Annotated in this window: 13 protein-coding genes; all 13 read right to left on the bottom strand. The window is 33.4% G+C overall.

Annotated elements, in window-relative coordinates:
* The 13 genes from minD to hpf all read right to left on the bottom strand — a co-directional run bounded on the left by minD (window position 1) and on the right by hpf (window position 12,588).
* A complete protein-coding gene (gene minD, locus ACP5QL_RS00145) occupies window positions 1–795 on the bottom strand; it encodes a septum site-determining protein MinD (RefSeq protein WP_272996509.1) in 795 nt (264 codons plus the stop codon).
* Window positions 788–1,396 carry a septum site-determining protein MinC gene (locus ACP5QL_RS00150; RefSeq protein ID WP_012583752.1) on the bottom strand — a complete coding sequence of 203 codons (609 nt, stop codon included), beginning with the start codon at window positions 1,394–1,396 and terminating at the stop codon, window positions 788–790. Before ACP5QL_RS00150 ends, minD begins: the two co-directional genes overlap by 8 nt.
* On the bottom strand, window positions 1,393–3,117 hold the full coding sequence (mrdA, locus tag ACP5QL_RS00155) for a penicillin-binding protein 2 (RefSeq protein ID WP_428124880.1): 1,725 nt from the start codon (window positions 3,115–3,117) through the stop codon (window positions 1,393–1,395). Before mrdA ends, ACP5QL_RS00150 begins: the two co-directional genes overlap by 4 nt.
* Complete coding sequence (locus ACP5QL_RS00160; protein WP_428124881.1) at window positions 3,114–3,563, bottom strand: hypothetical protein; 450 nt, start codon at window positions 3,561–3,563, stop codon at window positions 3,114–3,116. Before ACP5QL_RS00160 ends, mrdA begins: the two co-directional genes overlap by 4 nt.
* Entirely contained in the window at window positions 3,548–4,417 is an 870-nt protein-coding gene (gene mreC / locus ACP5QL_RS00165; RefSeq protein WP_242603689.1) for a rod shape-determining protein MreC, read from the bottom strand. The genes ACP5QL_RS00160 and mreC overlap by 16 nt, the downstream gene beginning before the upstream one ends.
* On the bottom strand, window positions 4,335–5,381 hold the full coding sequence (locus ACP5QL_RS00170; protein WP_272996517.1) for a rod shape-determining protein: 1,047 nt from the start codon (window positions 5,379–5,381) through the stop codon (window positions 4,335–4,337). Before ACP5QL_RS00170 ends, mreC begins: the two co-directional genes overlap by 83 nt.
* Window positions 5,382–5,420: 39 nt before the next feature.
* Window positions 5,421–6,002, bottom strand: a complete 582-nt coding sequence (locus tag ACP5QL_RS00175; RefSeq protein WP_012583757.1) for a Maf family protein — start codon at window positions 6,000–6,002, stop codon at window positions 5,421–5,423.
* Complete coding sequence (locus ACP5QL_RS00180) at window positions 5,999–6,835, bottom strand: YitT family protein (RefSeq protein WP_012583758.1); 837 nt, start codon at window positions 6,833–6,835, stop codon at window positions 5,999–6,001. Before ACP5QL_RS00180 ends, ACP5QL_RS00175 begins: the two co-directional genes overlap by 4 nt.
* The gene (locus ACP5QL_RS00185; RefSeq protein ID WP_012583759.1) at window positions 6,819–7,559 is read right to left on the bottom strand and encodes a WecB/TagA/CpsF family glycosyltransferase; all 741 of its coding nucleotides are present in this window, start codon (window positions 7,557–7,559) and stop codon (window positions 6,819–6,821) included. Before ACP5QL_RS00185 ends, ACP5QL_RS00180 begins: the two co-directional genes overlap by 17 nt.
* Entirely contained in the window at window positions 7,547–8,572 is a 1,026-nt protein-coding gene (csaB, locus tag ACP5QL_RS00190; protein ID WP_273333408.1) for a polysaccharide pyruvyl transferase CsaB, read from the bottom strand. Before csaB ends, ACP5QL_RS00185 begins: the two co-directional genes overlap by 13 nt.
* Before the next feature lie 2 nt (window positions 8,573–8,574).
* Window positions 8,575–9,673 (bottom strand): peptide chain release factor 2 gene (prfB, locus tag ACP5QL_RS00195; RefSeq protein WP_428125130.1). Its coding sequence is split into 2 segments (ribosomal slippage): window positions 8,575–9,606 and window positions 9,608–9,673, totalling 1,098 coding nucleotides; the frame shifts between segments, so codons are not numbered across the junction.
* Window positions 9,674–9,685: 12 nt separating this feature from the next.
* On the bottom strand, window positions 9,686–12,049 hold the full coding sequence (gene secA, locus ACP5QL_RS00200; RefSeq protein ID WP_272996524.1) for a preprotein translocase subunit SecA: 2,364 nt from the start codon (window positions 12,047–12,049) through the stop codon (window positions 9,686–9,688).
* Window positions 12,049–12,588 carry a ribosome hibernation-promoting factor, HPF/YfiA family gene (hpf, locus tag ACP5QL_RS00205; protein WP_272996526.1) on the bottom strand — a complete coding sequence of 180 codons (540 nt, stop codon included), beginning with the start codon at window positions 12,586–12,588 and terminating at the stop codon, window positions 12,049–12,051. The genes secA and hpf overlap by 1 nt, the downstream gene beginning before the upstream one ends.
* Window positions 12,589–12,592: the final 4 nt, after the last annotated feature.

Genomic DNA, 12,592 nt, shown 5'->3' on the forward strand with positions numbered 1-12,592 from the left:
TTACCCTCTTAAAAATTTAAAGATTCTTTCTAAAAAAGACTCACCTTTCTCAAGTTCATCCCAAGATACATCTTCTCCAAGAAGTCTCTTTACTATGAGACTAAAAGCAAGTCCTGCCTTACACTTATCAGAATTGTATATTATAGGTTCTCCCTTATTTACACTAATTATTAAATTTTCATCTTCGGGCACAATACCCAGAAGTTCGATAGACAGGATTTCTAAAAGATCATCAACCCCAAGCATATCTCCATTTTTTACCATATCAAATCTTACTCTATTGACAATAAGACTCAGATTTTCAAAACCATTAGCCTCAAGCAGACCAATAACCCTATCAGCATCTCTAACCGAAGAAACTTCCGGAGTAGTAATCACTATTGCCTCGTCAGCTCCTGATATAGCAGATCTAAATCCATGTTCTATTCCAGCAGGAGAATCAATCAACACAAAATCAAAATCCTTTTTGAGATCGTTTATGAGCGCTCTAATTTGTTCTATTGTTACTGACTCTTTTTCTTTGGTCTGAGCTGCAGGTAAAAGATAAAGATTATTTAATCTTTTATCCCTCACAAGAGCCTGTTTTAAATTGCATTTTCCTTCTACCACATCTACAAGATTATAGACTATTCTGTTTTCAAGTCCGAGAAGAAGATCTAAATTTCTCAGTCCAATATCGGTATCCACAAGAACTGTTTTAAACCCCCTCATTGCAAGACCAGTACCAATATTCGCTACAGCTGTTGTCTTTCCCACACCACCCTTTCCTGAAGTTATTACAATGGCTTTACCCATTCTTTTTACCCCCTGAATATCTATTTAATTTTACCTCTCCATTCTCTACATAGACCCAATAACCAACTCCAGTTTTTTCCTTTTTAATTTTAGATAAATCTAATATATACCTTGCTATCTGTATTTTTTCAGGTTCAAGTTCGAGAGCAAAAATAGTTGCCTTATCATTATTCTCATATCCTGCCCAGATAGAGCCTCTAACCTTTCCCAACACAAAAACATTTTTATTGCAAATTATTTCTGATCCTGAATTAACATCTCCTATAACAAGTAAATTATCTTTTACATTTAAAGATTTACCACTTCTTATAGGACCTAAGACTATCTTAGCATTGTTAGAATTTGAAATCCTTAACCTATATAGTTCTTTGCTTAGCATTATACCATATTTTTCATAGATTTCCTTCCGGAATTCCTGCCAATCTTCATCTTTTATGTCCTTACCTTGAAAATCCACATATATACTACTTCCTTTCAAAAAACCTTCCTTGCTTTTTATTTCATCGACGATCAAATTTCTTATCTCATCCCAATTAAGATTAGGATCAATAATAATTTTTATTCCTTCTTTTAAATCACCTTTAAAAGATATTTTACTCAATTTTTAACTCCCCCTTTGACTATGTATTCTATTACCTTTTTAGCTATAGGAGCTGCTCTACCACCACCACTTTTACCATGTTCCACAAATACCGTAACCACATATTGAGGATTTTCTGAAGGAAAAAAACAGGAGAACCACGCATGACTTTCCCCATGAGGATTTTCTGCGGTCCCAGTCTTTCCAGATATATTAACTCCAGGTATACGAGTTGCCAAACCTGTTCCCTCATCAACTACTTTTTTCATACCCTTTTTCAATACTGCCCAAGAATTTTGGCTTATACTTACCTTCCCTACCACTTCAGGGTTAATAACTTCTTCTTTACTATCCATCCCTATAATTTTAGAGACCAAATGAGGTTTATATAAAATCCCTTCTGTAGCAATCATACTCATCATAGCATGTATCTCCATAGGCGTAACAAGAATATATCCTTGACCAATAGAAAGATTAAGGGTATCTCCAGGATACCATGGTTCTCTCAATCTTTCCATCTTCCATTCCCTAGAAGGAATAAATCCCTTTAGCTCCCCAGGTATATCAATACCAGTCTTAGAATCCAAAAAAAACCTTTTAGCATAATCTTCAATGCTTTTATCTCCAATCCTTAACCCTACATTAAAAAATACAACATTACAAGACTGAGCTATTCCCTCAATGAAATCTAAATGACCATGTCCTCCTTTTTTCCAACACCTAAATGTATATTTACCTATCTTATACTCCCCAGGACAATAAAATCTATCTTCTGAAGAAACTTTATTATTTTCAAGAGCAGAAAGAGCAACTACAAGTTTAAAGATTGAACCCGGAGGATAAAGAGAGGAAATAGCACGATTATTTAAAGGATTATCAGGATTTTTAATTAATTCTTCCCATTCTTTCTTAGTAAAACCTTCAATAAATTTGTTAGGATCAAAAGAGGGATGACTAACAAGAGCCAATATCTCTCCAGTCCAAGGATTAGAAACAATAACTACTCCTTTCTCTTCTCCTAATGCCTCTTCTGCAACTTTTTGAAGTTCAATATCAATAGTTGATACTATTGACCTACCTGGAATAGGATCTTTTTGGGCAGTAATAATCTTTTTCTCTCTATAAGCATACAAAGAAATCCCTCTAAAACCTTTTTTACCCCTTAATATTTTTTCATAACTCGCCTCTAAACCATATTTTCCACTCTTTTCTCCTAAGGAATAATCTAATTCTTCATTTTCTAATTCATCTTTACTAACCTCTCCCATATAACCGATTATATGAGAAGCTATACTTCCATATGGATAAAATCTATCAAACTCCATATTTATGGTAAAGGAAGGAAGGTAATCTCGACTTACCTCTAATAAAATAATTTCCTTTGGGGTAAGTTTTCTTTTTAACAAATAAGCTGGCATATAAGGTGATATTTTAGAATAAATTTTTTGGAGATCTTCCATCTTGAGCCCTAATATCTCTGCTAAGTTTTTTACTTTTTCTTTGTCAAACTTATAAGGAGGAATTAAATATACAGAATAAACTATTTTATTCTCCGCTAACACATTATTATTCCTATCATAAATTAAACCTCTAGGAGCAGGAAGCACCATTGATTTTAAATAATTTCTTTGGGAAAGATCCACATAAAAATCCTTGTTATAAACTTGCAAATAGAAAAACCGTAACAAGATTATTACCAAACAGAGTTCTATGATTCTTTTGAAAATTAATTCCCTACTCATTCTTTTTCTTCATTAGAATATATCTCAGGAATTAGAAAATAAAGAGGAATAAAAAATAAAAGATTAATACTCAAATATTTTAAAAAATTCAGCCAGTAATTAACATCAACTCTATAACCTGTTCTCCAAAAGATAAAAGAATAAACACTTAAGCTTATTATCAGAAAAAAAGAGGCACTCTTATGTATATAGATGAAACTTCTTCTCCATATGCCTATTATTACTTCCATGATTGCCCAATATAGCACTATTCCCACCACAGGGGCTGAGGAAAACATCCTTGAGATTAAGATAAAAATCAAGGAAATTCCTTGAAAGTATTTTTTCTTAAAAACTAAAAAAACAAAAAATATCACTAAAAAATCAGGAACAACACCTAAAACTCTTATTTGGGTTTGCAATATTCCTATCAAAAATGCAAAAACAAAAATTAAAACTTTACGCAAATCGCAACTCCCTCGATATTAGAAATATCCTCAAAGGGCAAAATTTTCATATTTGAAAAAGAGAATATTGCTTTTTCTTTTAAATCAGCAATGTACCCAATCTTAAGCCCATAAGGAATGTTATCCTCTGTTCCAGATGTTATTATTGTATTTCCTTCTTTTATACCGTGATCAGAGAAAAGATAAGCCATCTCCATATGGTCGTATCCCCCTCTTAATATTCCTTGATCCTTAGTCTCTAAAACAGTGACTCCAAGTACAAAGTTAGGATCATATATGGTCCTAACTATTGAATAATGCTTTTCGGTCCTTACAACTCTACCAACCACTTGATCTTTGTATAAAACAGGCATTCCTACCTTCACCTTATCCAAATACCCTTTATTTACTTTTAATTCTAAATTCCATTTAATAGGATCTCTTCCTACAATATCCGCATAGATTATCTCTATATTTTTATCTGCCAAGTCTTTTAACCAAGGGATATAATCTTCTCTTTTCTTTATATTTTCTAAAATTAGCTTCAAATTTTGATTTTCCTTGTATAAACTGAGTATTTCTGTTTGTAATTCTGCAATCTCTTTTTGTAAACTTTCTGTCATAGTTATGTATGACTTAATATCGTCAAAAGTTCTTTGAAGATTATAAAAAAAACGATTAAAAGAGTATTGTATTCTAAAGGCTATACTTTCCAAATAACCAGCAGACCATAGAATTATGGTTAAAAAGAGCAAAAATAGAATTATCCTCCATATATTTTTATTTTTTCCATCAATAATTTTCCGATGCATTAGAAAGTACTTGTTTATATCTTTCAAATTCTTCAATGATTTTTCCTGTACCCTTAACCACACAAAGAAGAGGCTCCTCTGCTACTATGGTTGAAACACCTATCTGTTCAGAAATATAAGTATCTAATCCTCTCAAAAGTGCTCCTCCACCTGCAAGGACTATACCTTTATCAATTATATCTGCAGCAAGTTCTGGTGGAGTCTTTTCAAGAGTTTCTCTTATTGACTCCACAATAATGTCAACAGTATCTTTTAAAGCATCCCTTATCTCTTCAGAACTAAGTTCCACGTTTCTTGGAACACCTGTCAGAAGATCTCTACCCTTTACCTCCATATACTCCTTCTTTTCTTCTCCAAAAGCAACATTTCCGAGTTTAATTTTAATCTCCTCAGCAGTACGTTCTCCGATGAAAAGATTGTACTTCTTTTTAATATAATGAATTATTGCTTCGTCCATCTCGTCTCCAGCAACCTTTATTGATGTACTTACCACTATTCCTCCCAAAGAAATCACTGCTATTTCCGTAGTACCACCACCAATATCTACAATAATATTCCCAGAAGGCTCCCAGATAGGAAGATCTGCGCCAAGAGCACTGGCTATAGGCTCAGTGACCAGTAGTACATCTCTTGCTCCAGCAGAATAAGCCGTGTCAATAACAGCCCTTCTCTCTACAGGTGTAGTACCTGAAGGGATACCTATGACCATCCTAGGACTTACTAAGAAATCTCTTTTATTATGTACTTTATCGATAAAATAACGTATCATCTTTTCTGCTGCATCAAAATCAGCTATAACACCATCTTTTAAAGGTCTTATAGTTATTATCTCTTCTGGGGTTCTTCCAAGCATTCTCTTTGCTTCTTCCCCTACTGCGACAACCTTCTTATCGCTTCTTCTTATAGCAACCATTGAAGGTTCAAAAGCAACAATTCCTTTTCCTCTCACATATACTACTGTATTAGCAGTTCCAAGATCAATTCCTAGATCTTTTGAAAAAAGCCCTGATAAAAAGTTAAATGCCATAACTCCTCCTTCTTTCCATTTTAGGATTTTTTTAATTTATTATAAAAGGCTATATCCAAATCTATTCAAAAGAGAATTTAGCCTTACCAAAGGCAATCCAACTATATTATAGTAATCGCCCTCTATTTTTTCAACGAGCAAAGCTCCTTTCCCCTGAATTCCATAAGCACCTGCTTTATCCATAGGTTCCCCTGTAGCTACGTACCTTTCAATCTCTTCATCAGAGTAATCTCTCATCTTAACCTTACTTCTTACTACAGAAGTTAGTACTTTCTCCTCAGGAGTTTCCATAACAGCAACCCCTGAAAAGACAAAGTGATATCTATCTCTTAATCTCTTTAATATCCTTATGGCATCCCTCTCATCCTTAGGTTTTCCTATAATTTCTCCATCAAGTACCACTACAGTATCAGCCCCAATTATTATTGCATTTCTATACTCTTCAGCAACTTTTTGAACCTTTTTAAGGGCATTACTTTTAACTATGTCCACAGGAGACCTTCTCTCACTATTACCCTCCTCTTCAACATTAGGCGAAACTACTTTGAAATCTATGCCTATTTGACCTAATAAATAAATTCTTCTTGGTGAATTAGATGCTAATATTATTTCTTTTCTCATCTTTGAAAAGATTTGAATCCCTCCCCTAATACTTCATGGGCTGGAGAAATTACCACAAAAGCTTTCGGATCACAATTATGAATAATCTCTTTTAGTTTTGCAACTTCCGATTGACTCACTACACAGTATAAAATCTCTCTATCCTTTCCTGTATACATACCTTTACCGTAAAAAATGGTTACTCCTCTTCCGAGATCTCTAAGTATTCTTTCCCCAATCTCTCTGGGTTTATCAGAAAAAACCAAGGCTGCCTTAGTATAAGATAAACCTTGTTGCACCAAATCAATAGCATATCCTTGAATCAAGATTACAAGTAAAGCATAAAGCGCTAAAACAAAATCAAAAATAAAACCAGCAGAGAGTACAATCATACCATCAATAATAAGTAAAGCTTGTCCAAGATTAAGTCCTGTAAAATGAGATAAAACTTGAGCAAGTATATCAGTTCCCCCAGTAGACCCTCCATATTTAAAAACAATTCCAAGACCAATACCTCCTAAAATACCACCATAAACGGTAGCAAGAATAGGATCTCTCACTTGAGGAAGTCTAAAGATGGTTAGGAAATCAATAAATAAGGAAAGAATCACAGTGCCGTAAACAGTCTTTATCCCAAAATGAATTCCAAGAACTTTAATTCCAAGTAAAAATATAGGTATATTCAAAAGAAGCATCATGATTCCAACAGGAGTTTTAAAAATGTGATATAAAATAATAGCAATACCACTAACTCCCCCTCCAACAAGTTTATTGGGTACTAAAAAGATATCTATACTTAAAGCTATAAGAAAAGCTCCAAAAGAAATACCCAAAAAATTAATTAACTTCTTCATGATCCTTATACCTAAAATAAAATCTTATAAATCTTATAAGATTTGGAAATCTGCTTAATATTCTTTTTGGATCTTGTAATAACCTATAGAACCACTCCAAATTTAACTCTCTTATTATTTTGGGAGCCCTTTTCTTTTTTCCAGAAAGAACATCAAAACTTCCTCCAACCCCTATAGCTATATTCACTTTCAATTTATCCTTATATTTATCAATAAAAAACTCCTGCTTAGGAAATCCCAAAGCAACGAATAATATTTTTGCACCCGAATTATTGATTTCGCTAATAATATTTTCTTCTTCCTCCCTTTTAAAATAGCCATCCCTATATCCTGCAATCACTAAGTTAGGATATCGAATCTTAATTCTATTCACCATACTCTCAACAACTTCTTTTTTTGCTCCGAGAAAATATATAGGAATTTTTAAGTCTTCTGCTAACTTTAAAATTTCAAGCATCGCTTCAATTCCAGGAAATCTATTTATTCTAATTCCTTTCTTCTTAGCAAGGAGAAGTATTCCAACTCCATCTGGTAAATTAACTTCAGATCTTTTTAAAACTTCTCTAAAACTCTTATCCTCAACAGTTCTTGCAATCATCTCTGCATTTGGGGTAAAAATACTTTTACAATTATCCGTACTTAAAAAGTTTTTAATATGATTTCTAAACTCATTCATATTATCATATGAACTAAATTTGATGCCAAATATTTTTATAATCTGCATATTTCTCTCTCAAAATCAAGTATATCCTCTCTAATTTTCTTTCTCAGACTCTCCCTCTTTGAAAGTAAATAATTCCTATAATACTGATAATCCTCCTCTATTTCATTAACATAACATAAAATTTTATCCTGTGAAAAGTCTTTTATTACAAATTTCCAATCTATTTCATAACAAAAAGCCTCCACTTTTTCATCATAGGATATAGCAATAAAGGGAATACCTAAAAGCACACTTAAAATACAACTGTGAAGTCTCATTCCTATAAACAATCTGCAGGATGAAAAATAACTCAAAAATTCCAGGTCAGTGGGGTTAATCAACCTAATTTTTGACTTAAAGTCATTTTCTATAAGTTCATAAATTTGTGAGTCTTTATCTTGAAAAGAAAAAAAATAAAATTCTCCATATTTCTGGATTAAATTTTCAAGAATAGGATTAAATTCTTCAAACTTAAATCCTCTCCACTCTCTGAGACTTATTCCTACTGCCCTACTATTATTTTTTAACTCAAAAGGAAAATCCAACAAAAATACCAAATCTGCAGAAAGAACTATTTTCTCAGGTTTAACCCCCAACTTCACAAGATACTCTTTTGAAAAAGAATCTCTCACATATATCTTTTCAATTCTATTAAGAAAAACTCTTAAGAAAACCTCGTTTATCTTACTCTCTAAGGGAGAAAAACTCTGTCCAAGAAGATAAACTTTTTTTCCAAAAAGTAAAGATAAAAACAAAACAAAAATATAGTAGTAAAAAGATCTACTACTGGTTTTATCCTGAAATATTCCCCCTCCCCCACCTACCACCACATCAGCCCATCTTACACCCTTGAAAACATCAGTAGAAAACTTATAAAATTCTCTGATACCTTTTTGTTGCTGTTTTCTATCACTTCTATTTGTTAAAACCCCAAGATTATATTTATCTCCAAAGACTGTGATTAGACTTTTTAAAAGAAGATCATCCCCTAAATTTCCTTCACCATAATATCCAAAAAAGAGTAGCTTCAGCATGTTTAAGACTTATTTTTCTTTTTAAATTCATTAAAAAGGTAAGCCTCTATGAAGGGATCTATTTCCCCATCAATAACCGCTTGGACATTCCCAATTTCAAGACCTGTTCTATGATCTTTAACCAAAGTATAAGGGTGAAAAACATAAGATCTTATTTGATTGCCCCAACTTATCTCTTGAACTTCCCCCTTTAAAGATGCAATTTTTTCTCTTCTTTTTCTCTCTTCAAGCTCTTCCAATCTCGCCTTTAAAACCCTTAAAGCCATCTCTTTATTAGCATGTTGAGATCTCTCATTTTGACATTGAACCACTATACCTGTAGGGATATGGGTGATTCTTACAGCCGATTCTACCTTGTTTACATGTTGTCCCCCTGCACCCCCAGCTCTAAAGGTCTCTATTTTCAAATCCTCAGGCTTTATCTCTATAGTACTCTCGGGAAGTTCAGGAATTACTTCAACCAACGCAAAAGATGTATGTCTTCTGTGATTAGCATCAAAGGGTGATATCCTCACTAATCTATGCACTCCTTTTTCACCCTTTAGATAACCATAAGCCTTATCACCTTCAATTAACAAAGTAGCACTTTTTATTCCTGCTTCTTCCCCAGGTGAGATATCAAGAATTTTCACTTGGTATCCTTTTCTTTCAGCCCATCTTATATACATTCTCAAAAGAATCTCAGTCCAGTCTTGAGCATCAGTACCGCCCGTTCCCGCATGCAAAGACAAAACAGCATTTGCCTCATCATGAGGATCCTGCAATACCATTTCAATCTCAAAATTTTTTAAACTTTTCTCTACTTCTTTTAACTTTTTTTCAAATTCCTCTTTATATTCATCTCCTTCCTCTAACAAATCTTTCCATTCAGAAAGCTCCTCTATATCGGCTTTGAGTTTTTCCCAACTTTCAATTTCCTTTTGTAACTTATTGAATTCAGTAAGAATAGGTTTTACCTTTTCTGAATTATCCCATCTATGATTAGCAATTTCCATTTCAAGAGCTTTAAGCTCTTTTTTCTTACTTTCAAGGTCAAAGATAACCTCCTAACTTGTTGAATGTTTCAATTATCTCTTCATATTTGATTATTAGATCATTTATAGATACTACCAATTAACTTCTCCTCCCTTTTGTGGTAGTCTTAGTCTCTTGAGTAGAAATATGAACATTAAATAGATATCTTATACTTTCCCATTCAAAACTTTCTACCATATCTTGAAACATTTGATAAGCTTCTTTTTTATATTCCACTAAAGGATCATGATGAGCTATGGCTCTAAGTCCAATACCATCCCTTAATGCCTCCATATCATTAAGATGTTCTATCCATAGTTTATCTATAACATAAAGAAGTACAATTCTTTGAATTTCTTTCCACATCTCCTCTCCAAATTCTTCTTTCCTTTTTTCATATCTCTCTCTTATTCTACCCTCTAATTTTTCTCTTACCTCAGTGTAATCCTCTTCTTTAATTATCTCTTCCCAATCGAAGGGTAAAAAGCCAAAGGTCTCCAAAAACATATTTTTCCAACTCTCTCTATTCTCTTGATTAAACATAATGGTGAAGAACTTATCAAGAACTCTGTTCATTATCCTTTGTACAATCTCTTCTAAGTTATCCATAAGTAGGATCTTTCTTCTTTCTTTATAAACTATATCCCTTTGAGTATTTAACACATCGTCATATTCAAGTAACTGTTTTCTTATTTCAAAATTCATTCTCTCTACCTTTGCCTGACTGTTCTCAATGATTCTTGTAAGAAGAGGAGACTCAATAGGTTGTCCTCTTTCCATACCTAACCTTTCCATAAGAGCTTTTATTTGATCTCCACCAAAAAGCCTAAGCAGATCATCTTCAAGAGAAAGATAAAACCTTGAAGATCCTGGATCTCCTTGTCTTCCTGCCCTACCTCTTAGCTGATTATCAATCCTTCTACTCTCATGTCTTTCTGTTCCAATCACATGAAGACCTCCAAGTTCCGCTACACCTTCACCTAATACTATATCTGTCCCTCTTCCAGCCATATTTGTAGCTATAGTCACTGCATACTTTTGCCCCGCTTTAGCTATAATTTCAGCTTCTTTTTCGTGATATTTAGCATTTAAGACATTGTGGGGAATTCCCTTCTTTTTAAGCATTTTACTTAACCGTTCAGATTTTTCAATAGAGGTAGTTCCCACAAGTACAGGTCTTCCTATTTTATACATTTCTTCAATTTCCTTTACAACTGCCTCAAATTTTTCTTCTTCTGTTCTAAAAATAACATCAGGATAATTTATTCTCCTCAAAGGTTTGTTAGGAGGTATAACTACTACTTCTAATCCATATATTTTGACAAATTCTTCCTCTTCAGTTGCCGCAGTACCTGTCATACCTGCAAGCTTTTTGTACATTCTAAAATAATTTTGAATAGAAATTGTAGCAAGGGTAACATTTTCTTCTCTTATTCTTACTCCCTCTTTAGCTTCTATTGCTTGATGAAGCCCATCACTATATCTTCTTCCAAACATCAATCTACCAGTAAATTCATCTACTATTATTACTTCCCCATCTTTAACTATGTAATCTCTATCCCGATGATAGAAGTTCAAAGCCTTTAAACATTGTAAGAGAGCATGAGCAAGCCCCATGTTTTTAAAATCATATAAGTCTTTAACGCCAAGAAAACTTTCAGCTTTTCTCAACCCCTCCTCGGTAAGAGACACGGTCTTTGTTTTTTCATCAGTAGTATAATCTACATCCTTTTTCAAATATCTTGCAGCCCTTATAGCAAGCTTATAAATGTGACTTTCTCCTTTAGCAGGACCAGAAATAATCAAAGGTGTTCTTGCCTCATCTATTAGTATGCTGTCTACCTCGTCCACAATGGCATAATTAAGCTCTCTTTGAACAAGTTGATCAGGTGATAAAGCTATATTATCTCTTAAATAATCAAAACCAAATTCATTATTAGTACCATAAGTAATATCTGCCATATAGGCTTTTTTTCTTTCAAGAATAGGAGTATCATTTTGCAAAAGCCCTACCTCTAATCCCAAAAATTCATATATAGGACCCATCCAATATCTATCCCTCTTAGCAAGGTAATCGTTCACTGTAACTATATGTACACCCTTTCCTTCTAAAGCATTTAGATAAGCAGGAAGAGTTGCAACCAAAGTCTTTCCTTCACCTGTCTGCATTTCTGCAATCTTTCCTTGATGAAGGACAATTCCTCCCATAATTTGAACATCAAAATGCCTCATTCCTATAGTTCTCTTAGCTACTTCTCTTACTACAGCAAAGGCTTCAATCAAGAGATCATCCAAAGTCTCTCCTCTCTCTAATCTCTGCTTAAATTCGGGAGTCTTCCTTTTTAAATCCTCATCCGATAATTTGCTTATTTCAGGCTCTAACGCATTAATCCTTTTTACGTATTCTTCTAATTTCTTTAACGTACGAGCGTTGGAATCAAACAATTTTGACAAAAATCCCATTATTCCTCCTCACTTACAATTAATCCATACTTTCCATCTTTTCTTTTATACACTACTTCTATTTTATCAGTTTCTGCATCTCTAAAGATGAAAAAGTCATGTCCTAAAAGTTCCATCTGCAAAATAGCTTCCTCAAGATCCATAGGTTTCAACAAGAATCTCTTTACTTTTACCACCTCTGGTTTTTCTTCTTTGGTCTCCTCTATTAAAATCCCTCTAATACTTTCGGTTCTTCTTCCTTTATCTACCAACTTTTCTTTTAACTTCTTTAGCTGAGCTTCAAGTTTATCTACTACAAGATCCACACTACTCCTAAAATCCTGATTTGCCTCCGAAGCCTTTATTATTTTTCCATTAGCCTTTAATGTGACTTCCACTCTATGTCTTTTGCTTCCATCTCTCCAATCCTCTTCAGAAAAGACCACCTCAATATTTTCAATATTATCAAAAAACCTTGATAGCTTAGAAAGTTTTCTCTCTGCATATTCTTGAAGATTCTCAGTAATATTCACGTTCTTACTCACATAGTTTATCTGCATAATA

The organism is Dictyoglomus sp. (genome assembly GCF_049968615.1).
GTDB lineage: Bacteria > Dictyoglomota > Dictyoglomia > Dictyoglomales > Dictyoglomaceae > Dictyoglomus > Dictyoglomus turgidum.

What these genes read in the sequence shown, in the direction of transcription:
- secA (WP_272996524.1), bottom strand. Translation starts at nt 12,049, where the DNA reads ATGGGATTTTTGTCAAAATTGTTTGATTCCAACGCTCGTACGTTAAAG.
- ACP5QL_RS00170 (WP_272996517.1), bottom strand. Translation starts at nt 5,381, where the DNA reads ATGGCATTTAACTTTTTATCAGGGCTTTTTTCAAAAGATCTAGGAATT.
- csaB (WP_273333408.1), bottom strand. Translation starts at nt 8,572, where the DNA reads ATGCTGAAGCTACTCTTTTTTGGATATTATGGTGAAGGAAATTTAGGG.
- minD (WP_272996509.1), bottom strand. Translation starts at nt 795, where the DNA reads ATGGGTAAAGCCATTGTAATAACTTCAGGAAAGGGTGGTGTGGGAAAG.
- hpf (WP_272996526.1), bottom strand. Translation starts at nt 12,588, where the DNA reads ATGCAGATAAACTATGTGAGTAAGAACGTGAATATTACTGAGAATCTT.
- ACP5QL_RS00175 (WP_012583757.1), bottom strand. Translation starts at nt 6,002, where the DNA reads ATGAGAAAAGAAATAATATTAGCATCTAATTCACCAAGAAGAATTTAT.
- ACP5QL_RS00180 (WP_012583758.1), bottom strand. Translation starts at nt 6,835, where the DNA reads ATGAAGAAGTTAATTAATTTTTTGGGTATTTCTTTTGGAGCTTTTCTT.
- ACP5QL_RS00185 (WP_012583759.1), bottom strand. Translation starts at nt 7,559, where the DNA reads ATGCAGATTATAAAAATATTTGGCATCAAATTTAGTTCATATGATAAT.
- mrdA (WP_428124880.1), bottom strand. Translation starts at nt 3,117, where the DNA reads ATGAGTAGGGAATTAATTTTCAAAAGAATCATAGAACTCTGTTTGGTA.